Source organism: Zoogloea ramigera, assembly GCF_006539865.1.
GTDB classification, from domain to species: Bacteria; Pseudomonadota; Gammaproteobacteria; order Burkholderiales; family Rhodocyclaceae; genus Zoogloea; species Zoogloea ramigera.
Genome location: NZ_BJNV01000012.1, coordinates 23292 through 47857, shown reverse-complemented (window position 1 = coordinate 47857; position 24566 = coordinate 23292). Strand labels below are relative to the sequence as shown.

General features: G+C 67.6%; 20 protein-coding genes. 11 read left to right on the top strand and 9 right to left on the bottom strand.

What is annotated here, in order from left to right; all coding sequences use genetic code 11:
• Positions 1-247: 247 nt before the first annotated feature.
• Positions 248-1177 carry a catechol 2,3-dioxygenase gene (locus ZRA01_RS05400; RefSeq protein WP_141350052.1) on the top strand — a complete coding sequence of 310 codons (930 nt, stop codon included), beginning with the start codon at positions 248-250 and terminating at the stop codon, positions 1175-1177.
• A 107-nt stretch (positions 1178-1284) separates the two neighbouring features.
• Here the strand turns inward: ZRA01_RS05400 and ZRA01_RS05395 are convergent, their stop codons facing one another.
• A complete protein-coding gene (locus ZRA01_RS05395) occupies positions 1285-1998 on the bottom strand; it encodes an FCD domain-containing protein (protein WP_141350050.1) in 714 nt (237 codons plus the stop codon).
• Positions 1999-2177: 179 nt separating this feature from the next.
• Between ZRA01_RS05395 and ZRA01_RS05390 the strand changes: the two genes are divergently transcribed.
• From ZRA01_RS05390 to ZRA01_RS05355, 7 genes are all read left to right on the top strand, one after another.
• Positions 2178-2621, top strand: a complete 444-nt coding sequence (locus tag ZRA01_RS05390; RefSeq protein ID WP_141350048.1) for a GlcG/HbpS family heme-binding protein — start codon at positions 2178-2180, stop codon at positions 2619-2621.
• 29 nt (positions 2622-2650) lie between these two features.
• Complete coding sequence (locus ZRA01_RS05385) at positions 2651-3445, top strand: SDR family NAD(P)-dependent oxidoreductase (protein ID WP_141350046.1); 795 nt, start codon at positions 2651-2653, stop codon at positions 3443-3445.
• A 32-nt stretch (positions 3446-3477) separates the two neighbouring features.
• A complete protein-coding gene (locus tag ZRA01_RS05380) occupies positions 3478-4392 on the top strand; it encodes an acetaldehyde dehydrogenase (acetylating) (RefSeq protein ID WP_141350044.1) in 915 nt (304 codons plus the stop codon).
• 10 nt (positions 4393-4402) lie between these two features.
• Complete coding sequence (gene dmpG / locus ZRA01_RS05375; RefSeq protein WP_141350042.1) at positions 4403-5434, top strand: 4-hydroxy-2-oxovalerate aldolase; 1032 nt, start codon at positions 4403-4405, stop codon at positions 5432-5434.
• A 44-nt stretch (positions 5435-5478) separates the two neighbouring features.
• Positions 5479-5898, top strand: coding sequence for a 2-hydroxymuconate tautomerase (thmT, locus tag ZRA01_RS20945; RefSeq protein WP_307724338.1), 420 nt, complete (start codon positions 5479-5481; stop codon positions 5896-5898).
• A gap of 100 nt (positions 5899-5998) precedes the next feature.
• On the top strand, positions 5999-6901 hold the full coding sequence (locus ZRA01_RS05360; protein ID WP_141350040.1) for a SphA family protein: 903 nt from the start codon (positions 5999-6001) through the stop codon (positions 6899-6901).
• Between the two features lie 112 nt (positions 6902-7013).
• Entirely contained in the window at positions 7014-8264 is a 1251-nt protein-coding gene (locus tag ZRA01_RS05355; protein ID WP_141350039.1) for an MFS transporter, read from the top strand.
• Positions 8265-8514: 250 nt separating this feature from the next.
• On the opposite strand, the gene ZRA01_RS05350 is transcribed toward ZRA01_RS05355, so the two are convergent.
• The gene (locus tag ZRA01_RS05350; protein ID WP_141350037.1) at positions 8515-9219 is read right to left on the bottom strand and encodes a fumarylacetoacetate hydrolase family protein; all 705 of its coding nucleotides are present in this window, start codon (positions 9217-9219) and stop codon (positions 8515-8517) included.
• 188 nt (positions 9220-9407) lie between these two features.
• On the opposite strand from ZRA01_RS05350, the gene ZRA01_RS05345 reads away from it, so the two are divergent.
• Both ZRA01_RS05345 and ZRA01_RS05340 read left to right on the top strand, forming a co-directional pair.
• Positions 9408-10589: an acetylornithine transaminase gene (locus ZRA01_RS05345; protein WP_141350035.1), complete on the top strand. Its 1182-nt coding sequence runs from the start codon at positions 9408-9410 to the stop codon at positions 10587-10589.
• A 162-nt stretch (positions 10590-10751) separates the two neighbouring features.
• Entirely contained in the window at positions 10752-12473 is a 1722-nt protein-coding gene (locus tag ZRA01_RS05340; protein ID WP_141350033.1) for a sensor histidine kinase, read from the top strand.
• Positions 12474-12494: 21 nt separating this feature from the next.
• Here ZRA01_RS05340 and ZRA01_RS05335 read toward each other — a convergent pair whose 3' ends face one another.
• The 3 genes from ZRA01_RS05335 to ZRA01_RS05325 all read right to left on the bottom strand — a co-directional run bounded on the left by ZRA01_RS05335 (position 12495) and on the right by ZRA01_RS05325 (position 19242).
• Positions 12495-15365, bottom strand: a complete 2871-nt coding sequence (locus ZRA01_RS05335) for a bifunctional diguanylate cyclase/phosphodiesterase (protein WP_141350031.1) — start codon at positions 15363-15365, stop codon at positions 12495-12497.
• Positions 15366-15748: 383 nt separating this feature from the next.
• Positions 15749-18109, bottom strand: coding sequence for a DNA topoisomerase IV subunit A (gene parC, locus ZRA01_RS05330; protein WP_141350029.1), 2361 nt, complete (start codon positions 18107-18109; stop codon positions 15749-15751).
• 233 nt (positions 18110-18342) lie between these two features.
• Complete coding sequence (locus ZRA01_RS05325) at positions 18343-19242, bottom strand: LysR family transcriptional regulator (protein ID WP_170182909.1); 900 nt, start codon at positions 19240-19242, stop codon at positions 18343-18345.
• A 77-nt stretch (positions 19243-19319) separates the two neighbouring features.
• Here ZRA01_RS05325 and ZRA01_RS05320 point away from each other — a divergent pair, with 77 nt between their 5' ends.
• Positions 19320-19922, top strand: coding sequence for a cysteine hydrolase family protein (locus ZRA01_RS05320; RefSeq protein ID WP_141350025.1), 603 nt, complete (start codon positions 19320-19322; stop codon positions 19920-19922).
• A 136-nt stretch (positions 19923-20058) separates the two neighbouring features.
• On the opposite strand, the gene ZRA01_RS05315 is transcribed toward ZRA01_RS05320, so the two are convergent.
• The 4 genes from ZRA01_RS05315 to ZRA01_RS05300 form a co-directional block, all read right to left on the bottom strand.
• Positions 20059-21102, bottom strand: a complete 1044-nt coding sequence (locus tag ZRA01_RS05315) for a CobW family GTP-binding protein (protein ID WP_141350023.1) — start codon at positions 21100-21102, stop codon at positions 20059-20061.
• 132 nt (positions 21103-21234) lie between these two features.
• Positions 21235-21960, bottom strand: a complete 726-nt coding sequence (locus tag ZRA01_RS05310) for an SDR family NAD(P)-dependent oxidoreductase (RefSeq protein WP_246093285.1) — start codon at positions 21958-21960, stop codon at positions 21235-21237.
• Between the two features lie 92 nt (positions 21961-22052).
• Complete coding sequence (locus ZRA01_RS05305) at positions 22053-22256, bottom strand: YbdD/YjiX family protein (RefSeq protein WP_141350021.1); 204 nt, start codon at positions 22254-22256, stop codon at positions 22053-22055.
• A 10-nt stretch (positions 22257-22266) separates the two neighbouring features.
• Entirely contained in the window at positions 22267-24327 is a 2061-nt protein-coding gene (locus ZRA01_RS05300; protein ID WP_141350019.1) for a carbon starvation CstA family protein, read from the bottom strand.
• Between the last annotated feature and the right edge of the window lie 239 nt (positions 24328-24566).

Below are 24566 nucleotides of genomic sequence, written 5' to 3'. Positions count from 1 at the left end.
GCTGAGCGCCCCCAGGGCCGGGCTCCGCCCAGCCCTCTCCCGTGGGGGTCAAGGAAACGTGGGGCGGCCCTGCGTTTCCTTGAGAGGGTGGGCGCATCCGCGCGCTTGATTATTGTCAAGAAATATCGAGATTATTAAGTTTTGTCGGGAATAAATCGATATTCTTTGCGCCGCAGTTTTTAGTTTTGCGACCAAAAACCAGCCTCATCCGGGCCTAACCGGGGAGGCACACTTGGAGGAGATTCTTATGGCAATGACTGGTGTTCTGCGTCCCGGCCACATTTCGCTGCGCGTCCTGGATCTGGAAGAAGGCATCAACTTTTACAAGAACACCCTGGGTCTGGTCGAAACCGGCCGTGACGACCAGGGCCGCGTGTATTTCAAGGCCTGGGACGAGCGCGATCACAACAGCGTCCTGATCCGTGAGGCCGAGCAGGCCGGCATCGATTTCTTCGCCTTCAAGGTTGCCGACAAGGCCACCCTCGAGAAGCTCGACGGCGACCTCCAGGCCTTCGGCCTCACCACCGAGCGCATTCCCGCCGGTGAGATGCTCGAAACCGGCGAGCGCGTGCGCTTCAAGATCCCGTCCGGCCACTTCATCGAGCTCTACGCCGAGAAGACCGACGTGGGCAACGGCCAGCCCTACGTCAACCCGAACCCCTGGATTCCCGCTGCCGAGCACGGCATCGCCCCGAGCCGCATGGACCACTGCCTGCTGTACGGCCCGGACATCGAGAAGGTTCAGGAGATCTTCGAGAAGGTGCTGGGCTTCTTCCTGGTTGAACACGTGCTGCTGGAAGATGGCAAGACCGACCTGGCCATCTGGCTGTCGTGCTCCACCAAGGCCCACGACATCGCCTTCGTGCGCCATGGCGAGCCGGGCAAGCTGCACCACGTCGCCTTCAAGCTCGATAGCTGGGAGCGTGTGCTGCGCGCCGCCGACCTCATGTCGATGAACAAGATCTCCATCGACATCGGCCCCACGCGTCACGGCATCACCCGCGGCACCACGATCTACGCCTTCGACCCGTCCGGCAACCGCTTCGAAACCTTCTGCGGCGGCTACGACACCTACCCCGACTACAAGGCCATCACCTGGACCTGGGACGAGGTCGGCCCCGGCATCTTCTACCACGACCGCAAGCTGAACGAGCGCTTCCTGACCGTCGTGTCCTGAGGTTGCTGGTAGTGGCATGAGCGACAACGGAACGGCTTGCCGTTCCGTTGTCGTGTTTGTTCTTGTCAGTTTGAGCAGCCGGGCAGAACCGCCGGCGCTGCGGGTGTTCAGGAGAGCACGTCGGACGGAATCTGCCGCACGGCTTCGAGGGTGCGCAGGATGTGTTCGGTCAGGATGCTCGTCGCCGCTTCCACGTCACGGGCCAGCACGGCGTCGAGGATGGCCTGGTGTTCGGAGTGCACGTCGCGGCTGATGGGCTGGCGGAACAGCGACAGGCGACGGTAGCGCTCCGACTGGAGGTAGAGGATGTTCTGGAAGTGCCGGCACCAGCGGGACGGCGAGGCCGAGATGAGCACCTCATGGAAGGTCTGGTTGCGCAGCTCCCATTCTTCCCGGTTGCCCTCGTTGCCTTCCTCGAGCTTGGTTTCGGCCCGGGAGAGCATGTGGAACGCCGCCACCACGTTGGCCTCCCAGGCATCTTCGCCGCATTCGATGGATTGTTTCAGGGCTTCGGTTTCGAGCAGCACGCGGGTGCGGGTGATGTCCTCGAAGTCGTCCAGCGAGATCGGCGCCACCCGAAAGCCGCGCTGCCCCTGGGCCACCACGAGGGCGTCGGTGACGAGCAGTTGCAGGGCTTCGCGCAGGGTGCCTGCGCCCACGGCGTAGTGGTCTTTCAGATGTTCGACACGGAGTTTTTCGCCCGGCGGGTGAATGCCCTCGATAATGTCGCGGCGCAGCCGCCGGTAGGCCGCTTCGGCGAGGGTCTTGGGTTCATCCGGCTGGCTGCCGGCAATATCAGGAAGGGCTGCTATATCGTTCATCGTGATGTTTCTCGTGACCACGTCCGCCGGTCGGGCACGAACGCAGGTCCTGATTTTAGCCGAAGTGCGATATTGACGGTGCTAAATTAAAATCTCGAGAAAATATATTGACGTCGATAAAAGAAGACAATATTGTTAGCCAACTTTAAAGTCTTATATAACTCTTGCGGGAACCCAACATGAGCCAGAAGCCTGTTTCGACTGTCGCAGTGCCCCAATCCGTGGTCTCCGCCGAGGCTGTCAGCGTGGCCCTTGAGGCTGCCGTTGCGAAAGCGGCCGAGCTGGGGGTGAAGATCAACGTGGCCGTGGCCGACAGCGGCGGCAACCTGTCCGGCTTCCTGCGCATGCCCGGCGCCTTCGTGCAGTCCATCGATATTGCCATCGACAAGGCCTACACCGCGGCTGGCTTCGGCTTCTCCACCAAAGACTGGATGAAGCTCATCGGTCACGATGACGGCATGAAGTTCGGCTTCTCGGCCCGCCCGCGCCTGGTGGTGTTCGGCGGTGGCCTGCCGCTGCGCGTGAATGGCGAGCTGATCGGCGGCATCGGCGTGTCGGGCGCCTCCGAAGAGCAGGACGAGATCTGCGCCCGCGCCGCGCTCGACGCGATCGGCGCCGAATAAGCAGACCCCGCACCCACACAAGGACGGCCATGGATCTTCAACTTAGCGGCAAGCGTGCCCTCGTCACCGGTTCCACCTCGGGCATTGGCTTTGCCATCGCGCAGAGCCTCGCCGCCGAGGGCGCCGAAGTGATCATCAACGGGCGAGGCCGTGCCGGCGTCGCCGCCGCCCTTGAGCGCCTCGAGCAAGCCGTTCCCGGCGCCAAGCTGCGTGGCGTGGCGGCCGACCTCGGCGCCGCCACCGGCTGTGAGCAGTTCGTGAAGGCCTGCCCGGATGCGGACATCCTCGTGAACAACATGGGCATCTTCGACCCGAAGCCCTTCGAGGAGATCCCCGACGAGGAGTGGTTCCACTTCTTCGAAACCAACGTGATGAGCGGCGTCCGCCTGACCCGCCACTACCTGCCGGCCATGAAGCAGCGCAACTGGGGCCGCGTGGTGTTCATCTCCAGCGAGTCGGGCATCTGCCCGCCGGCCGAGATGGTGCACTACGGCATGAGCAAGTCTGCCCAGTTGTCCGTGGCCCGCGGCATCGCCGAGACCTGCGTGGGCTCCGGCGTCACCGTAAATTCCGTATTGCCCGGCCCGACCCGTACCGAAGGTGTCGCGACGTTCTTCGCCCGACTGGCCGAAGAACAGGGCGTGTCCGTGGAGGAGGCCGAACGGGCCTTCTTTGCGAATGCCCGGCCGACCTCGATCATCAAGCGCCTCATCGACCCCGCCGAGGTCGCTGCCATGGTCACCTATGTCTGCAGTCCGCTATCCTCAGCCACCCATGGCGCAGCCCTCCGGGTTGAAGGCGGCGTTGTCCGCAGCATGGTCTAACCCCAGCGATTCACAAGGAAGAACCCCAAGACATGAGCAAAAAAATCAAATGCGCTCTGATCGGTCCCGGCAACATCGGCACCGACCTGCTGGCCAAGCTCCAGCGCAGCCCGGTCCTCGAGCCGGTGTGGATGGTCGGCATCGACCCTGAATCCGACGGCCTCAAGCGCGCCCGCGAGATGGGCCTGAAGACCACCGCCGAAGGCGTCGATGGCCTGTTGCCCCACGTGCTGGCCGACGGCGTCCAGATCGCCTTCGATGCAACCTCCGCCTACGTGCACGCCGAGAACAGCCGCAAGCTCAACGAGCTGGGCGTGCTGATGATCGACCTCACCCCGGCCGCCATCGGCCCCTTCTGCGTGCCGCCGGTCAACCTGCTCCAGCACGTGGGCAAGGGCGAGATGAACGTCAACATGGTCACCTGCGGTGGCCAGGCCACCATCCCGATGGTCGCCGCCGTGTCCCGCGTGCAGAAGGTCGTGTACGGCGAGATCGTCGCCACCGTGTCGTCCAAGTCTGCCGGCCCCGGCACGCGCAAGAACATCGACGAATTCACCCGCACCACCGCCAGCGCGGTCGAGAAGGTCGGCGGCGCTGAAAAGGGCAAGGCCATCATCATCATCAACCCGGCCGAACCCCCGCTGATCATGCGCGACACCGTGCACTGCCTCGTCGAGGGCGAGCCCGACCAGGCCAAGATCACCGAGTCCATCCACGCGATGATCAAGGAGGTCCAGAAGTACGTGCCGGGCTACCGCCTGGTTAACGGCCCCGTGTTCGACGGCAACCGCGTCTCGGTCTTCCTGGAAGTCGAAGGCCTGGGCGACTACCTGCCCAAGTACGCCGGCAACCTGGACATCATGACCGCCGCCGGCGCCCGCACCGCCGAAATGTTTGCCGAAGAGATGATCGCCGGCCGCCTGACCCTGAAACCCACTGCTGCTTAAGGAACCGGACATGGAACTCAAAGGCAAGAAAATCACTGTCCACGACATGACCCTGCGCGACGGGATGCACCCCAAGCGCCACCTCATGTCCCTCGAGCAGATGAAGCAGATCGCCACCGGCCTCGACGAAGCCGGCGTGCCCCTGATCGAAGTCACCCACGGTGACGGCCTGGGCGGCTCCTCGGTGAACTACGGCTTCCCGGCCCACACCGACGAGGAATACCTCTCCACCGTCATCCCGCTGATGAAGCAGGCCAAGGTCTCTGCGCTGCTGCTGCCCGGTATCGGCACCGTCGACCACCTCAAGATGGCTCGCGAGCTGGGCGTCAACACCATCCGCGTGGCCACCCACTGCACCGAGGCCGATGTGTCCGAACAGCACATCACGATGGCCCGCAAGATGGACATGGACACCGTCGGCTTCCTGATGATGAGCCACATGAACAGCCCCGAAGGGCTGGTCAAGCAGGCCAAGCTGATGGAAGGCTACGGCGCCAACTGCATCTACGTCACCGACTCCGCCGGCCACCTGCTGCCCGACGGCGTCAAGGCCCGCCTGGGCGCCGTGCGTGAAGCCCTCAAGCCCGAGACCGAGCTCGGCTTCCACGGCCACCACAACCTGGCCATGGGCGTCGCCAACAGCATCGCCGCCATCGAAGTGGGCGCCACCCGCATCGACGCCGCCGCCGCTGGCCTGGGCGCCGGTGCCGGCAACACCCCGATGGAAGTGCTGATCGCGGTGTGCACCCTGATGGGCATCGAGACCGGCGTGGACGTGGCCAAGATCACCGACGTGGCCGAAGACCTGGTCGTCCCGATGATGGACTTCCCGATCCGCATCGACCGCGACGCGCTCACCCTCGGCTACGCCGGCGTTTATGGCTCCTTCCTGCTGTTCGCCAAGCGTGCCTCCGCCAAGTACGGCGTGCCGGCCCGTGACATCCTCGTCGAGCTCGGCCGTCGCGGCATGGTCGGCGGCCAGGAAGACATGATCGAAGACACGGCCATCACCATGGCCAAGGCTCGCGGCCTGATGGCCTGAGTGGCCTAAGGCATCGGGCGGGGCGCTGCGGTGCCCCGCCTTTTTTGATCACAAGCTTGACGACAAGGGAGAGCGACATGCCGTTTGCACAGGTTCACATCACCGAAGGCCACAGCCCCGAGCAGAAGCGGGTGCTCATCGAGAAGATCACCCAGGCCGTGCACGACTCCATCGGCGCGCCGAAGCCCAACATCCGCGTGTGGCTGCGCGAGCTGCCGAAGACCGACTACGGCATTGGCGGCGAGCTGGTGGAAGCCCTCGACGACGCCAACGCGCCCTTCGCCCAGATGTTCATGATGGAAGGCCGCACCGAAGAGCAGAAGGCCGCCGTCATCGAGCTGGTCAGCCAGGCCTTCGTCACCGCCCTCGGCACTGCCCTTGAGAAGACCCGGGTGTGGATCACCGAGGTGCCCAAGACCAACTGGGGCATCGGCGGCAAGACGGCCAAGAACATCGGCCGCTGAACACGGTTTTGCGCGGCTCGCCAACTTGCAGGTGGGCTGTGCCGGTTGTACCGCAGTAAAACAAGAGCAAGTTTGTCTTTATCCGTTGGAGGGGAAATACATGAAAAAATCAGCCATTGCACTCATCGTCGGCGGCCTGTTCCTGGCTGCCGGTGCCGCCCAGGCCAAGGAAGGCGGTGACCAGTCCGCGCCGGGCGCCGAGAACTGGATGGCGGGCGCGCTGCCGCCGGCCGGCTTCTACTTCAAGAACTATCTGGGCCACTACGGCGGCAAGCTGCAGGACGACAAGGGCCACGACGCCAAGCCCGGTGGTGTCGGCGCGCGTGCCGACGTGAACTTCGACGTGCTGCGCTTCATCTACGTCACCAACATCAAGATCCTCGGCGGCGACTACGCCGTGCAGGCCTTCCTGCCGGTGGTCAACCAGAGCCTGAGCATCGCCCCGCTGGGCGGCCGCGCCAGCAAGAGCGGCATCGGCGACATGTTCTTCACCCCGGTGGCGATCGGCTGGCACCACAGCCCCGAGCTGCACACCATCGCCGCCCTCGACGTCTTCCTGCCGACCGGCGCCTACGACAAGAACGACCCGCGCACCAGCATCGGCTCCAACTACGTCTCCTACGAGGCCGTGTATGCCGTCACCTGGCTGCCCAAGGGCAACTGGGAAGTCACCGGCAAGTTCATGTACAACATGAAGCAGAAGAACGGCGACACCAACGTCAAGTCGGGCGACGAGTTCCACATGGACTACCTGGTCGGCAAGAAGTTTGGTGACTGGGGCGTCGGCCTCGCCGGCTACTACCTCAAGCAGATGACCAACGACCGCCTCAACGGTGCCAACTTCCAGGGTGGCAACAAGGGTCAGGTCTTCGCCATCGGCCCGAGCGTCAAGTACTCCACCAAGACCGGCACCACCTTCATGGCCCAGTGGCAGCGCGAGATGGCGGTGGAAAACCGCTTCCAGGGCGACAAGCTGTGGCTCAACGTGGTGATGCCCCTGTAATTCTCCTCAGCCGGCTCCGCCATGGCGGGGCCTGACGACGTGAGTCAAGCCAGTCAGCCCAACGCTGACTGGCTTTTTGCATTTATCCCTTCAACGAAAGAAGACGCCCCCGATGACCCGCCCGAGCTCCCGCCTGCCCGCCTCCCTGCGGGCGCTCGCCCACCGCAACTTCCGCTTCTATTTTGCCGGGCAGGCGGTGTCCATCCTGGGCTCGTGGATCCAGCAGGTGTCCCTGTCGTGGCTGGTCTATCGGCTCACCGGCTCGTCGGCGCTGTTGGGCGTGACGGCCTTCTGCGCGCTCATCCCGCAGCTCGTGGTGGGGCCGCTGGCGGGGGCCTGGATCGACCGTCAGGACAAGAAGAAGTGGCTTATCGGCGTGCAGGCGCTCCTCGCGCTGCAGGCCTTCGCGCTGGCCATCCTCACCTGGACGGAGCTCATCGGCACCGGGCTGATCATCGGCATGTCCCTCGCCCTGGGGGTGCTCAACAGCTTTGACACGCCGTTGCGCCAGTCGCTCATCAACAGCTTTGTCGGGCGCAGCGAGGATCTCCCAAACGCCCTGGCCCTCAACGCCATGCTCTTCAACGCCAGCCGCTTCATCGGGCCGCCGCTGGCGGGCCTGCTGCTGGGGCTCACCTCCGAGGCCCTGTGCTTCGCGATCAATGGTTTGTCCTTCGTGGCCCTGGTGATCGGCCTGCTGCGCATTGAGAGCCGCCCGCCCGCGCGCGCCACCGGCTCGATGGGCGAGGTGTTCAAGGAGGGCGTGGCCTATGTGCGCCACACCTGGCCGGTGCGCACCCTGATCCTCACCCTCGCGATGGTGAACCTCACTGCGTCGGCCTACGCGGTGCTGCTGCCGGTGTTTGCGCGGGACATCTTCGGCGGCGACGCCGGCACCCTCGGGGTGATCTGGGGCGCGGCGGGCTGCGGCGCCTTCCTGGGCACGGTGTTCCTGGCCCACCAGCGCGGCCACGGCGCGCTGGCCGGCACCGTGGTGGTGGGCAGCGCCATCAGCGCGGTGTCGGTGGCGGCTTTCGCGCTGGCCGGCTGGATGCCCCTGGCGCTGGTGGCGATGGCGGGGTTGGGCTTCGGCATCTCCACCGTCAACGTGGCGATCAACATGCTGCTGCAGAGCATGGCGCCGGAGGCCCTGCGCGGGCGCGTGGTGTCCTTCTTCTCATCCACCCGCTTCGGCTTCGACGCCCTCGGCGGGCTCGTCGCCGGCCTCGCCGCGGCCTGGCTGGGGGCACGCTACACCCTGCTGCTGGAGGGCGTGGTGCTGGCGGGCTTCGTCGGCTTGCTGATCACGTGGCGGCACAGGCTGCGGGCCGAGGTGGTGGCAGGGCATGGGGCAGGCAGGTAATCGGCGGAAAGCCGATGCCTGGTGGGCCGGATCAGCGCGGCGTAATTCGACATCCCATGCTCGCTGCGATGGCCTCCATCCCGAACGGGCTGGATCGGCAAACATGCGTGTGCAGGACGATTGCACGGCGGTGTAGAAGGAATGCACTCGGGTGAAGAAGGAGTTCACCCCGGTGAAGAAGGAATTCACCCGGGTGAAGAAGAAGTTCACCCGAGTGAAGAAGGAATCCACTGCCGTGTGGAGGGGGTGCCTATTCGCCTTCGCCGATCGTGAGGGTGAGCTCGCCCACGCCCTCGATGCTGCCGCTGAGCCGGTCGCCCGGCACGACGGCGCTGACGCCCTCCGGGGTGCCGGTGAAGATCAGGTCGCCCGGCTGCAGGTGGTAGAAGCGCGAGAGGTCGGCGATGAGTTCCGGGATGCTCCAGATCAGCTGCGCCAGATTGCCGCTCTGACGGGTCAGGCCATTGACCTGCAGCGTGATGGCACCTGCCTGCAGCACGTCGGGCCCGGCCTTGGGCGTGATCTCCGACAGCACCGCGGCGTGTTCGAAGTTCTTGGCCAGGTCCCACGGGCGGCCGGCCTGGCGGGCAACGAGCTGCAGGTCGCGGCGGGTCATGTCGAGGCCGCAGGCGTAGCCCCACACGAGGTGCTCGGCCTCGGCCTCCGAGACGCGGAAGCCCGCGGCGCCGATCGCCACCACCAGCTCCATCTCGTGCTGCAGGTCGCAGGTGCCGGGCGGGTAGGGGAGGGTGGCGCCGGATTCCAGGAGGGAGGCGGCGTCCTTGATGAAATAGAAGGGCTGCATGGTGGCCTTGTCCACCGGCGCGCCCATCTCGATGGCGTGGGCGTGGTAGTTGCGGCCAACACAGAAGATGCGCCCCACCGGAAAGCGGGCGTCGCTGCCGCGGACGGGCAGCGAGGCGGGGGCGGGCGGGGTGAACAGGTAGCGGGTCATGGTCGTGTTCTTGGTTTTGTAGGCAGGAGCGCGAGGATACAACGCTGCGGCGCGCAGCGCTGTCATGCGAGGGGTACATCATCGGCCCTGGCCGATGGCGACGCCGGGGGGGATCGAGGCCGATCTTCCCTGTCGTCAAGCTGCCCTGAGGCCGTATACTCTTGTATTCGTGAATTCTGGAGCCCCCCATGCGTTACGGCGATTTTGATACCGATTCCCTGATGTACATCACCAACCGCCCGGACCTCGTCTTCGAGCGCGGCGAGGGGGCGTGGCTGTACGACCACCAGGGCAAGCGCTACCTCGACTTCATCCAGGGCTGGGCTGTCAATTGCCTCGGCCACTGCCCGCCGGAGATCCGCGACGCGCTGGTGAAGCAGGCCGGCACGCTGCTCAACCCCAGCCCGGCTTTCTACAACGGCCCGATGGTCGAGCTGGCCGGCCTGCTCACCGCCAACTCGGTGTTCGACCGGGTGTTCTTCGCCAACACCGGCGCTGAGGCCAACGAGGGTGCCATCAAGCTGGCCCGCAAGTGGGGCAAGGTGAACAAGGGCGGCGCCTTCGAGATCATCACCTTCGACCACTCCTTCCACGGCCGCACCCTGGCCACCATGTCGGCCTCCGGCAAGCCGGGCTGGGACACCCTGTATGCGCCCCAGGTGCCGGGTTTCCCCAAGGCGCACCTCAACGACATCGCCTCGGTCGAGGCGCTGATCACCGACAATACCGTCGGTGTGATGCTGGAGCCGGTGCAGGGCGAGGGCGGCGTGATCCCGGCTGATCCGGGCTTCATGCAGGCGCTGCGCAAGCTCACCCGTGAGCACAACGTGCTGCTGATCGTCGATGAAGTGCAGGCCGGCATGGGCCGCACCGGCACTTTGTTTGCCTACGAACACTCCGGGGTCGAGCCCGACATCATGACCCTCGGCAAGGGCATCGGCGGCGGCGTGCCGCTGGCGGCGCTGCTGGCCCGCGAGGCGGTGTGCTGCTTCCAGGCCGGCGACCAGGGCGGCACCTACAACGGCAACCCGCTGATGACGGCGGTTGGCGTGGCGGTAATGAAGACCCTCACTGCGCCGGGTTTCCTCGAAGGCGTGTGCGCCCGTGGCGAATACCTCAAGCAGCGCCTGCTCGAGCTGAGCGCCCGCCACGGCCTGCGCGGCGAGCGCGGCTCGGGCCTGCTGCGCGCGCTGATCCTCGACGACGAGCGCGGCCCGGCCATCGTGCAGGCGGCGCTCACGATGAACCCCCACGGCCTGCTGCTCAACGCGCCGCGGCCCAACCTGCTGCGCTTCATGCCGGCGCTCAACGTGAGCGAGGCCGAAATCGACCTGATGATCGAGGCCCTCGACACACTGCTCAAGAAGTAATCCGCCAGCAGCGCCGGGACAGGGCGGGGGCTCGCGTGCGGGCTGCCCGCCCTTTTTACGTGATGGGCCCGCCAGCGCCGACAAACGGGCGCTGCCCAGGCAAAAGTCTGCGTGGCGGGTGACGTTAATGGGGCGAGCATTTTGAAAGCGTCAATCACATCGATGAGCACATTCTCCGCCTCCGCCGACACCCCCGCCAGCGCCGACCCGCGGTCGCAGCCCGGGCGCCGGCGCCTGTTCCTGCCCATCCTCACCCTCACCCTGCTGGTGCTGGGCCTCCTGTGGGCCGCGGTGCTGCTCAAGGCGCAGGCCGAGGAGGAGGTGGTGATCCGCTCGATCAACACCGAGAACCTCAACCTCGCCCGGGCCTTCGAGGAGCATAGCGTCCGCACCATCAAGAGCGTCGACCAGACCGTGCTGTTCCTCAAGCACCAGTACGAAAAGTACGGTGACAAGGTGGATATCGCCGAGTACGTGCGCGAGGGCATGATCATCAGCGGCCTCTTCAACCAGCTCGGGGTGATCGACGAGAACGGCATCTACATCAAGAGCAACCTGCCCAACCACAAGCGGGTGGATCTCTCCGACCGGGAGCATTTCCGGGTCCATCGGGAGACGGACAGCGGGCAGCTCTTCGTGAGCAAGCCGGTGCTCGGGCGGGCCTCGGGCAAGTGGTCGATCCAGATGACCCGGCGCATCAACAAGCCCGACGGGAGCTTTGGCGGTGTCGTGGTGATCTCGGTGGACCCGTTCTATTTTTCGGATTTTTACCGTGGTGTCGATCTCGGCCGCGGTGGCGTGGTGTCGCTGGTCGGCGCCGATGGCATCGTGCGCGCCCGCCGTGCCGGCGACGACGCCTCGGTGGGGCAGAACCTGTCGTCGAGCCCGCTGATGAAGCGGATGGCGCAGACGCCCAGCGGGAGCTACCGCGTGGCGAGCGCTGCCGACGGCGTGACGCGTTTCTATAGCTACCGGACCCTCAAGGAGTACCCGCTCACCGTCGTCGTGGGGGTCGAGGAGACGGAGGCGCTGGCGCCCTTCGTGGCCCGGCGCCGGGGTTACCTGATCTACGTGCTGGGGGTCAGCCTGGTGGTGGTGTTCTTCGGGGCCTACTCGGTCTACCTGCTGGACCGTCAGTACCGCATCTCCCAGGATCTGCGCGAAAGCCAGTGGCGGGCCGAAGCGGCCAACCGCATGAAGTCGGATTTCCTGGCGTCGATGTCCCACGAACTGCGCACGCCCCTCAATGGCATCATGGGCTACGCCGAGCTGTTGCGGGAGACCAGCGAGGGCGAGAACCAGGAGTTTGCCGGAATCATCCACGAGAGCAGCCAGCACCTCCTCGAGCTGGTCAACTCCATCCTCGATCTGGCGCGCATCGAGTCCGGCAAGATGGCGCTGCAGGCGGCCCGCGAAGAGCTGCGCCCGCTCTTCGAGCGCATCGTGCGCACCTACTACCCGCCAGCCGCCGGCAAGGGCGTGGGCCTGGCGCTGACGTTCGACGACGGCCTGCCCGACACCCTGGTCTGCGATGCGACCCGGGTGGCGCAGGTGTTCAACAATCTGCTGAGCAATGCGCTCAAGTTCACCGACGCGGGCGAGATCGTGCTCCACGTCGCCCGTCGCGGCGCGCAGCTCGAGGTGGCGGTGCGCGACAGCGGCTGCGGCATCCCGGCTGACATGCTGCCCCACGTCTTCGAGCGCTTCCGCCAGGTGGACAACTTCCTGACCCGCCGCGAGCAGGGCACCGGGCTGGGGCTGGCTCTGGTGAAGGAGCTGGTCGGGCTGATGGGCGGTGAGGTCCGGGTGCGCTCGGAAGAGGGCCAGGGCAGCGAGTTCGTCGTGACCCTGCCCATCGACGGCGCCCCGGCGACGCCCGGCTGAGGCTGCGTGGGCGGGGCCGGCCTAGGCCTCCCGCTCCCCGCGCATGAGTTCGCCCAGCTGGTCGGCGGGCACGGGGCGCGAGAAGTGGTAACCCTGGCCGAGGTTGCAGCCCAGCTCCTGCAGGATTTCCAGCTGCGCTTCCGATTCAACGCCTTCGGCCACCGTCTGCAGCGACAGGTCGCGGGCGATGCTGATGATGGCCCGGATCAGCTTGATGTCGGCCTCGTTGCGGTGCAGCTCGGAGACGAAGGAGCGGTCGATCTTGAGCACATCGAAGCGGAAGTTGCGCAGATAGGACAGGCTCGCGTAGCCGGTGCCGAAGTCGTCCAGCGACAGCTTGGTGCCCAGCGCGAGGAGGCCCTCGAGGGTCCGGCTGATGCGCTCGTCCTTGTCGAGGAGCACGCTCTCGGTCACCTCGATCTCGAGCCGGCCGGGGGCCAGGCCGGCCTGCTGCAGGGCCTGGCGGACGCTGTCCACAAAATCGGGCTGGCGCAGCTGCGGCACCGCCACATTCACCGCCATGCGGATCGGCGCGCCGCCCTCGGCGTCCCAGCGGGCGAGCTGCCTGCAGGCCTGCTCCAGCACCCAGTGGCCGATAGGCACGATCAAGCCGGTTTCCTCGGCCACCGGGATGAAGCGGTCGGGCATCACGAGCTCTCCCTCTGTCGGCTGCCAGCGCAGCAGCGCCTCGCAGCCCACGATACGCCGGGTGGCGAGGCTGACCTGGGGCTGGAAGTGGAGCCGCATCTCGTTGCGTGCCAGCGCGTGGCGCAGGCCGTTCTCGATGCGCAGCCGCTCGGTGACCCAGTGGTTGAACTCGGGGGTGAAGAACTGGAAGGTGTTGCGGCCCTGGTTCTTGGCGTGATACATGGCCGCCTCGGCGTGCTTCAGCAGGGTCTCCGGGTCGCCGGCGTTGTCGGGGTAGAGGGCGATGCCGATGCTCGGTGTGATCAGCAGTTCGTGCTCGCCCAGCTGGAAAGGCGCGGCCAGGGCTTCGAGGATCTTGCGGGCGGAGGGCAGGGCCTGGGCCGGGTGTTCGAGCCCGGTGAGTGCAACGACGAACTCGTCGCCCCCCATCCGGCTCACCGTATCGCTGTGGCGCACCAGCTGGCGGAGGCGGGCGGCCACGCCCTGCAGCAGCTGGTCGCCGATGGCGTGGCCGAGGGAGTCGTTGATGGTCTTGAAGCGGTCGAGGTCGAGGACCAGGGCCGCCACACGGCGGTTCTCGCGTTCGGCGCGGGCCATCGCCTGGGCCATCCGGTCGCGCAGCAGGCTGCGGTTGGGCAGCCCGGTGAGGGGGTCGAACTCGGCCAGCTGACGGATGCGGTCTTCGGCCTCCTTGCGCTCGGTGAGGTCGAGGAAGGTGCCCACATAGTGGAGCACCTCGCCGCCGGCGGAGCGCACGGTGGTGATCTGCAGCAGCTCGGGGAACACGCTGCCGTCGCGCCGCTGGTTCCAGATCTCGCCGCTCCAGCTGCCGGTCTCACGGATCGTCTGCCACATGCTGCGGTAGAAGTCGGGCTCGTGCTTGCCGGAGGCGAGCAGGTCGGGCTGCTTGCCGACGACCTCCTCGGCCCGGTAGCCGCTGATCGCCGTGAAGGCCGGGTTGACCGCCAGGATGCGGCGCTCGGCGTCGGTGATGAGGATGCCCTCATTGCTGCTCTCGAAGACGTGGCCAGCGAGGTGCAGCTCGCCGGCCTTTTGTTCGAGGGCCAGCGCGTGGGCGTCGAGGTCGCGCTTGTAGCCCTGCAGCAGGCCGATCATCCAGCGCGAGAACAGCGCCGAGGCCAGGATCGCCCCGAGGATCGCCAGCACCGCGACGAGCCCCGCGTAGGGCAGACGCGACGACAGGGAGGCCCAGGCGCTGGCTTTCTCGGCGTCGATCGTGGCCTGGATCTCCCGGCTCGAGAGGGTCGCGACGAGCACGATGTTCCACGACGCGAAGCGCTGCACGAGGGCGCTGCGGGTGTCGACGATGTCGCTGCCCTGCCGGCGCCAGGCGTACTCCATGAGGCCGCCCCCCTCGTTGGCCAGCGCCAGCATGCGCCGCTGGATGTCCTGCTCCTCGGGCGAGGCGAGCTGCCGGTAGTTCTTGCCCTCATCGCCGGGGGAGGGCGGCTGCAGCAGGATCTGGCCGTCCAGCCCGAGCACCTCGAAGCGGCCGGTGTCGCCGAACTTCCACGCGCGCAGGCGCTCGATGCCCTCCTTCAGCCGGGCGGCGTGCCACAGGTCGAGATAGTCGCCGGTGCCCATCGCCCAGCCGTAGGGCGCGAAGAGCCGCACGTAGGCGAGCTTGTCGGACATCTCCAGCCGGTTGTCGGGCGGGTACCAGCGGTAGCTTGAAAAACCGCCGGCCTCACTGCTGCGCGCGGCAGCGATCAGGCCCCGGGTGATGAAGTGCCCCTTGTCGTCGTGGTTGTCCCACAGGGAGGTGTTCTCGAGCTCCGGGTTCAGCGGTTGCAGCAGGCCGTTGCCCTGCAGGTCACGGACAAAAAAGTAACCGCGGTCGTCGAAGAAGCGTTGCGGGCGCAGCGCCTCGAGGATCAGGCGCTTGACCTCGGCCTCGGGGTGGCGGCCGTGCTCGTGCTGGTGGATGGCCGTGGCGATCTGGAAGGCCATCGCGGTCTTCTCCTGGAGGGCCTTGCGCAGCACCATCCCGGTACGCGCCTGCAGGAAATCCAGGTAGCCGACGGCGGCGTCCATCTCGGACTGCAGGCGGTCGTGGAGGCGCTTCTGCTGGGCCTGCTCGAAGCGTTGGGTGATCTGGCGATATTCGGTGAGGCCGATCCACAGCAGGCTCCCCGCCAGCGCCAGGGCGAGTACGACCACCACGACCAGTGTTCCGGTGAGATGGTAGCGCTGCAGGTTGCGGTCGGTGAGCTCGAGTTTCATCGGGTGGCTTAGGTTCAAGGATGCCGGAACATCCGTGGGCACGCGCCGGGCGGCCCTTTTTTGGACAGCCTTTTAACGGCAGCCAGGGCCGTAGATGAAGTTGAAACCTTCGCTCGATGCGGAGAAATGTGGGGTCGATCACGAATGCGAGCGGCCGGCGCGGGAAAAACCGGCTCGGCTGGGGGTATTCGGCGGGCCATTCCCTGCGTCATTCGCGGTGCGCGCAGCGGCCACCGGCTGCCTCGGCAGGCGCCGGAGTGCGCCAGGCCGTGGCGACGACGGGGGCGGGTGCGCCCCTCGTCGCCGCGGCGACAGCCACAAACCGGGCTGGCGCTGGCTGCGCTGTGCGCCCGGGGGCGCGGGTCTGCCTCTCGGGCCGGCCCTTAGCTGCCGCGCAGGCCGTTGGCCTGGGAGCGGCCGGGGGCGGGCTTGCCCTTGCGGGCGCGCTTGCCGAGCCACGGTTCCCAGTCGCGGGGCGCGACCGAGGTTTCGACGGGCTTGCCGCCGCGGGTGTTGCACAGCAGGGTCAGGCTGCTCTGGGCCACGCAGGCGGCGGCCAGGGTCTCGCCCTCGTCGAGGCCCATGATGACGGTGCCGCGGCCACCGCCCGATAGCGCCTTCATTTGGTCGAGGGTGAAGATCAGCAGCTTGCCGCCCGACGACAGGGCTGCCAGGTGCTGGCCTTCGGCGGCCTCGAAGAGCACCGGCGCCAGGATGCGGGCGCCCGCATCGACGCTCATGAACTGCTTGCCGGCGCGCTTGGTGGCGGTCATGTCGCCCAGGTTGCACAGGAAGCCGTAGCCGTCGCTGGTGGCCAGCAGCACGCGGCGATCGGCTTTGCCGGCGAGCACGTGGGCGATCTTGGCGCCGCTCGGCAGCTCGACCAGCGAGGCCAGCGGCGAGCCGTTGCCGCGGCCATCGGGCAGCGTCGACACCGCCACCGTGAGGGCGCGGCCGCCGTCGGTGAGGGCCACCAGCGCGTCCACGCTGCGGCACTCGAAGGCTGCGGCGAGGCGGTCGCCGTCCTTGAAGGCGAGGTTGGCGAGGTCGACGCCATGGCCGCTGCGGCAGCGCACCCAGCCCTTTTCGGAGACGATCACGGTGACCGCCTCGTCGAGCACGGTCTGGGTGATGCCGGCGCGGGCGGCCTCTTCGACCAGGGTGCGGCGCGCGTCGCCATATTTGGTGGCGTCGGCGCGGATCTCCTTGATCACCAGTCTCTTCAGCTTGCCCTCGTCGCCGAGCAGGGCTTCGAGCTCGGACTTCTCGGTGCGCAGCTCGGAGAGTTCGCGCTCGATCTTGATGCCTTCGAGGCGGGCCAGCTGGCGCAGGCGGATCTCGAGGATGTCCTCGGCCTGGCGGTCACTCAGCTCGAAGCGGGCGATCAGCGCCGATTTGGGCTCGTCCGACTCGCGGATGATGCGGATCACCTCGTCGATGTTGAGGAAGACGATGTGCCGGCCTTCGAGGATGTGGATGCGGTCGTTCACCTGCCCTAGCCGGTGGTCGGTGCGGCGGCGCACGGTGCCGATGCGGAAGCGGCCCCACTCGTGGAGGATGTCGGCCAGGTTCTTCTGCCCGGGGCGGCCGTCGAGGCCGATCATCACCAGGTTGATCGAGGCCGAGGTCTCGAGGCTGGTGTGGGACAGCAGCAGGTTGGCGAACTCGGCGATGTCCTGGTTGCGGCTCTTGGGCTCGAACACCAGGCGCACCGGCGCATCCTTGCCCGACTCGTCGCGCACCCGGTCGAGAGCGGCGAGCATCAGGGCCTTGAGCTGGGCCTGGTCGGCGTCGATGGATTTCTTGCCGGTCTTGGGCTGGGGGTTGGTGAGGGTCTCGATCTCGAACAGCACCTTCTGGGCCGAGACGCCCGGCGGCAGCTCGTTGACCACCAGCTGCCACTGGCCGCGGGCGAGGTCTTCGATCACCCAGCGGGCTCGCAGCTTGAGGCTGCCGCGGCCGGTTTCGTAGGCCTGGCGGATGTCGGCGGCGGGCGAGATGAGCTGGCCGCCGCCCGGGTAGTCGGGGCCCTTGATGTGGCCGAGCAGCTCGGCCACGCCGGCGGTCGGGTTCTCGATGGCGTGGATGGCCGCGGCGGCCACCTCGCGCAGGTTGTGGGACGGGATCTCGGTGGCCATGCCCACCGCGATGCCCGAGGCGCCGTTGAGCAGTACGAAGGGCAGGCGGGCCGGCAGCAGCTGGGGCTCTTCGAAGGCGCCGTCGTAGTTGGGGCGGAAATCCACGGTGCCCCGGTCGATCTCGGAGAGCAGCAGCTCGGCGATCGGGGTGAGGCGGCATTCGGTGTAACGCATCGCGGCGGCCGAGTCGCCGTCCCGCGAGCCGAAGTTGCCCTGGCCGTCCACCAGCGGGTAGCGCAGCGAGAAATCCTGGGCCACCCGCACCATCGCGTCGTACACGCTGCTGTCGCCGTGGGGGTGGTATTTGCCGATCACGTCGCCGACCACCCGGGCCGACTTGACGTGCTTGCTGCCCGGGGCGAGGCGCATCTCGTTCATTGCGAAGAGGATGCGCCGCTGCACCGGCTTCATGCCGTCCTCGACCTGGGGCAGGGCGCGGGCCTTGACCACGCTCATCGCGTAGGCCAGGTAGGCCCGCTCGGCGTACTGGTCGAGGGGCAGGGCGTCGTCGCTGGCGACGAGCTGGGCCGGTGGCGGCGCGGGCGGCTCGCCGGCGCCGGCGGGCTCCGGCGGGAGGGAGTCGAAGAGATCCGGGGTGTCGTTCATGGCTGCGGGCGGCGCGGGGCCGCCGGGGTTGCGGGCGCGCTCTGGGGCGCGCCGGGGGTGTGCGGAAAAACAGGGCGCAAAAATACCACAAGCGCGGGGTGCGCGCGGGGCGGCGGGGCGCGGGGAGAGTGCCGGGAGGGGGTAAGCCAGCCCCGGAGGGCGGCTATCTGGCCGCGGAGGCTGACAGCTCAGGTCAGGGGGGTGATGTGGGCGATGGGCGGCTTAGGCCCGCGTCAGGCGGTTCGAGAGAAGCGCGTCTCGTCGCGGCGGAAGCGTTCGATCAGCCAGTCGCCGACGACGCGGACGCGGGGCACGTCACGCAGCTCCCGGGGCAGCACCAGCCAGATCTCGCGGCTGAGCACGGCCTGATCGCCGGACAGGCAGCGCAGCCCCGGGTGCTGGCTGCCGACCAGGCACGGCAGGATGCCCAGCCCGAGGCCGTCCGCCACCGCGTTGGCCAGCGCGTCGATGTTGTTGCAGCGAAACGTCACGTTGTGCTGGCCGACCTGCTCCGACAGCCAGCACATCTCGGGCAGCTGGTCGAGGGCGCGCTCGTAGCCCACCCACGGTGCGGTCTGCCAGGATGAACACAGCAGCGGCTTCTCGGGGCCATACACGCCGTAGGCGAGGCGGCCCAGGCAACGCACCACCAGGTCGCCGTCGGCCGGGCGGGCCAGGCGCACGGCGATGTCGGCTTCCCGCCGCACGAGGTCGAGGGACTTGCTGCTGGCGATGATCTCGATGACCAGCTCGGGGTAACGGCTCCGCAGATCGGCCAGCTGGCGGGCGAGGTAGTGGGCGGCCAGGGCGTCCACCGCGGTGATCCGCACCACGCCCTTCAGCTGGGCCTGGCGATCGGTGACGAGATGGCACAGGGCGGCGACTTCGGCCTCCATGCGCTGGCCGCGGGCCAGCAGCTCCTCACCCATCGGTGTGGGTGTGAGCTGGCCCCGGAGCCGCTCGAACAGCGGCGTACCCAGGCAGGCTTCGAGGGCCCGCAGGCGGCGGGCCACGGTCGTCTGATCGACGCCGAGCTGGCGTGACGCGGCAGCCAGCGAGCCGCAGCGGGCGATCACGACGGCGTAGCGCACGTCGTTCCAGTCGGGCGTGCTTGCAGAATTGCAGGGGAGCATTGCAGGAATATCCATATCGCCGAGGCTGCGCCGCGTCTATGCTGAGCGTCTTTTCCAAGCCCACAGGACGCCGCATCATGCCCAACCCCATCACCCTGCGCAACCTCAGCGGCCTGCCCGCCACGCCTGCCCCGCTGGCCGAGTCCGTGCTGGTCCTGATCGACTGCCAGAACACCTACCGGGAGGGCGTCATGGCCCTCAGCGGGGTCGAGGCCGCCCTCGACGAAGCCGCCGCCGTGCTCGCCCGCGCCCGCCGGCTCGGTGTCCCGGTCATCCACATCCAGCACGACGCCGGCCCGGGTACCCCGTACGACGTGCGTGCCCCGATCGGCGCCATCGCCGACAAGGTCGCCCCGGCCGCCGACGAGCCGGTGATCGTCAAGCACTATCCCAACTCCTTCGTCGGCACCGACCTCGAGGCGCAGCTGAAGGCCACCGGGCGCCAGAACGTTGTTTTCGTCGGCTTCATGACCCACATGTGCGTCAATTCGACCACCCGCGGCGCCTTCAACCTCGGCTTCGCGCCCACCGTCGTGGCCAGCGCGACCGCCACCCGCGACCTGGCCGATCCGCAGGGCAACATCGTCCCGGCGGCAACGCTGCAGGCCGCCAGCCTGGCGGCCCTGGGCGATCTGTTTGCCGTCGTCGTCCCCGACGCGGCGGCGCTGCCCGACGCCTGATGCGGCTGGCGGCGGAGTCGGATTGACGGCTCCACCTCGGCGGGTGACCGAAGTCGCCCCCACATATCGCCCCCATCTATCGCCCCCACCTCGCGCTTCATCGCCCCACAGCCAGGACAGGGGCGCGGTGCGGGCCTCAGCGGCAGGCCAGCTGGAAGCCGGCGCGGATGGCGGCCTCGTCGAGGCGCCGGCCGATGATGACGATGGTGGTCTCGCGAGCCTCGCCGTCTGCCCAGTCGCGGCCGTAGTCGAAGCCGGTGATGCGGTGCACGCCCTGGAACACCAGCCGCCGGGCCTCGCCGCGCACGGCGAGGATGCCCTTGTAGCGCAGCATGTCGTTGCCGTTCTTCAGCAGCAGCTCCTCGACGAAGCTGCCCATCAGCCCCACATCCACCTCGCCCGGGTGGTGCAGCACCAGCGAGGCGATGTCGTCGTCGTGGCGGACGAAGCTGCGGAAATCGCCGCCGCCCCGGGAGAGGCCGCTGGGGCTCTCCTTGGTCAGGAAGCCGGGGCTCTGCTCGACCACATCCGAGAGCACGAAGGCGTCCAGCGCAAACAGCGCGGCCAGCTCGGCCGGCTTGCTCGGCACCAGGGCGACGGGCACGCGCAGGTTGATGCGGGCGAGGCGGGCCTCGAGGGCCGCCAGGGTGTCGGCGCCGAGTCCCTCGGTCTTGGTCAGCAGCACCCGGTCGGCGAAGCCGATCTGGGCGGCGGCGACGCGGTTTTCATTCAGCTGGCGCTCGGCGTGGACGGCATCGACGACGACCAGGATGCCATCCAGCTCGTAGCGCTCGCGCACGCCCTCGTCCACGAAGAAGGCCTGGGCCACCGGGGCCGGGTCGGCGAGGCCGGTGGTCTCGATGACGAGCTGGTCGAAGTCGAGCGCGCCCCGGTCGCGCCGGTCGGCGAGGTCGGTGAGGGCGGCGGAGAGCTCACCCCGCACGCTGCAGCAGATGCAGCCGTTGGCCAGCTCGACCACCTCGACGGCGGGGGAGCCGGCGATCAGGCCGCCGTCGATGCCCACCGCGCCGAACTCGTTCTCGAGCACCGCGACCCGCCGGGCCGGCTGGGTGGCGAGGTAGCGGTTGAGGAGGGTGGTCTTGCCTGCACCCAGGAAGCCGGTGAGGATGGTGGCGCGGATCGGCGGGCGGGGGATGGCGAGGGGGTTGGCGCTGGGCATGGTGCGGTCGGGAAGGGGAAGTCGGTAGTTGGAGAGCGGAGAGCGGAGCGCGGCCCGCAGTGTGGCATGTAAACCGGTCACGGCTCGGCGCTGATGGCCGCCAGCCAGCGGAGTTGTCGGGCGAGCCCGGGCTCACCAGGGGATGTGCTTGCCCAGATGATCGACGAAGTGCGCGCGGCCATCCGCGGGCAGGCCGTCGATGACGCCGAGCAGGCGCCGGGCGGACTTATCGGGCAGTAGCCCGTCGTCACCGACGAAGGGCTGGCTCAGCCGGGAGCGCACGGTGCCGGGCTGCAGGGCGGCTATCACCGCCAGCGGGCGCTGCCGCGCAGTCTCGATGGCGGCCGTCTGCAGCAGCATGTTGAGGGCGGCCTTGGACGCCCGATAGGCATACCAGCCACCCTTGTGGTTGTCCTCGATGCTGCCGACGCGGGCCGACAGCTTGGCCCAGATCACACGCTCTTGCCTGGCGAGCAGCGGCAGCAGGTGCTTCATGGCCAGCATGGGGCCCGTCGCGTTGATCTGCATGGCGCGCAGCAGCGTGTCGCCGTCCAGGTCGGCGAGGCGCTTTTCGGGCCCCCGGCCATCGATGCTGAGCGCACCGGTGGCATCCACGACGAGATGCACGGGCGCATGTTCGCGCAGGTATGCCGCACAGCGCGCCATGCTGGTTTCGTCTTCGAGCACCAGGGCGGGGGTGCTGCGCCTCGACAGGCCGACCACCCTGGCGCAGCGCGGGTCGGCTTCGAGGTGGTGCAGGCAGGCCGCGCCGAGAGCACCACTGGCGCCGAGCACGACAGCGGTGTAGCCGTCGCGCAGGCTGTGCATGGAGGGTGGGGTGTCGGTCAGGTTTTGCATTCAGGCTCGTGCTGATGGGGGGAGCAGAGGGAAAAAGCCCGCAGGCGCGTTGGCGCACATGCGGGCTTTGTGGGGGTGGTGAACAACCGGCTTCAGCAGCAGCGCCCGGGGCGGCCGTCGCCGCCGCCGTAGCGGGCCTCCTGGCGCTCCCGGAAGAAGGCTTCGTAGCTCATGACTTCCTTGTCCGGGTGGGTGAGGCGCATGTGCTGCACGTAGGCGTCGTAGTCGGGCATGCCCACCATCAGGCGGGCGGCCTGGCCGAGGTACTTGCCTACGCGGGCGAGGTCGGAGAACACCTGGGTGGCCTCAGCGGCTGGCCGGCATCGGCTCGAAGGGGGTCTCGAGCGTGGTCGGCTTGTTGTTGGAGAGCGCGCGCCGGCAGGCCGGGATGGCGTAGGCCAGGATGCTCAGCACCAGCAGGATGAAGAGCGCCGAGAGGGCCGCGTCCACGTAGTTGTTGGTGATGATCTGGTGCATTTGCTCCATGGATTTGGCCGGGGCCAGCAGCTCGCCCTTGTCGACGGCGGCCTGGTACTTGTTGGCGTTGGCCAGGAAGCCGATCTTCGGGTTGTCGTGGAAGACCTTCTGCCAGCCGGCGGTGAGGGTGCACAGCAGCAGCCAGATGGTAGGCACCACGGTGACCCAGGCGAAGCGCTGGCGCTTCATCTTGAACAGCACCACGGTGGCGAGGGTCAGCGCCACGCCGGCCAGCATCTGGTTGGCGATGCCGAACAGCGGCCACAGGGTGTTGATGCCGCCCAGCGGGTCGACCACGCCCTGGTACAGGAAGTAGCCCCAGGCCGCCACGCACAGGCCGGTGGCCACCAGGCTGGCGAAGATGGAGTCCATCTTGCGCATCGAGGGCACGAAGGTGCCGAGCAGGTCCTGCAGCATGAAGCGCCCGGCGCGGGTGCCGGCGTCCACCGCAGTCAGGATGAACAGCGCCTCGAAGAGGATCGCGAAGTGGTACCAGAAGGCCATCATCGCCTTGCCGCCGAGGGCGCTGGAGAGGATGTGGGCCATGCCGACGGCCAGGGTCGGGGCGCCGCCGGCGCGGGAGATGATGGTCTTCTCGCCCACGTCCTGGGCGGTCTGCAGCAGCATCTCGGGGGTGACCACGAAGCCCCACTGGGAGATCGCCAGGGCGGCGCTTTCGGCGGTCTTGCCGATCACCGCGGCCGGGCTGTTCATCGCGAAGTACACGCCCGGCTCGATCACCGAGGCGGCCACCAGGGCCATCATCGCCACGAAGGACTCCATCAGCATCCCGCCGTAGCCGATCATGCGGGCGTGCTTCTCGTTGTCGAGGAGCTTGGGCGTGGTGCCGGAGGAGATCAGCGCATGGAAGCCGGACACGGCGCCGCAGGCGATGGTGATGAACAGGAAGGGGAACAGGCTGCCGGACCACACCGGGCCGGTGCCGTCGATGAACTTGGTGAAGGCCGGCATCTGCAGGGTGGGTGCGACGATGGCGATGCCGATCGCGAGGCCCACGATGGTGCCGATCTTGAGGAAGGTGGACAGGTAGTCGCGCGGCGCCAGCAGCAGCCACACCGGCAGCACCGAGGCGATGAAGCCGTAGCCGATCAGGAGCCAGGTGAGCTGCTTGCCGTCGAAGGTGAACAGCGGGCCCCAGGTCTCGCTGGCGGCGATGTCGCCGCCGTAGATGATCGAGGCCATCAGCAGCACGAAGCCGATCAGCGACATCTCGCCGATGCGGCCCGGGCGGATGTAGCGGCTGTAAACACCCATCAGCAGCGCGATGGGGATGGTGGCGGCCACCGTGAACATGCCCCACGGCGATTCGGCCAGGGCCTTCACGACGATCAGCGCCAGCACCGCGAGGATGATGACCATGATCATGAAGGTGCCGAACAGGGCGATCACGCCGGGGATGGGGCCGAGCTCGGACTTGATCAGGTCGCCCAGGGAGCGCCCGTCGCGGCGGGTGGAGATGAAGAGGATCATGAAATCCTGCACCGCGCCGGCAAACACCACGCCGGCGAGGATCCACAGCATGCCCGGCAGGTAGCCCATCTGGGCCGCGAGCACCGGGCCGACCAGCGGGCCGGCGCCGGCGATGGCGGCGAAGTGGTGGCCGAACAGCACGTACTTGTTGGTGGGGACGTAGTCGAGCCCGTCGTTGTGGCGATGGGCCGGGGTCATCCGGGTGGGGTCGAGCTCCATCACCTTGTCGGCGATGAAGAGGCTGTAGTAGCGGTAGGCGATGAGATAGACGCAGACGGCCGCGACGACCAGCCACAGGGCGTTGATGCTTTCACCACGGTTGAGGGCGACGACGCCGAGGGCGCCGGCCCCCAGGATGGCGACTGCCGCCCATCCCAGATGCCGCTGTATGGAGTTCATGATTACCTCGCTTTTTGTTGGGGATGCGCAGGTGCGGGCCCGGCCGGCGAGGTGGATGAGGCAGTGCTACGGGGCGATGGATATCGCTTCGGCTGCTGCACGGGATCTACCCCACGGTCGGACGTCGACCTGCTTCGCGGCCCGGGAATCGGCTTGAGCTGCCTCCCCCGGGGCCGCGAACCCATTCTTGCAAACGGGCAAAGCGGGGCTATCAGGGTTTTACACAGATCTGGCCTCAG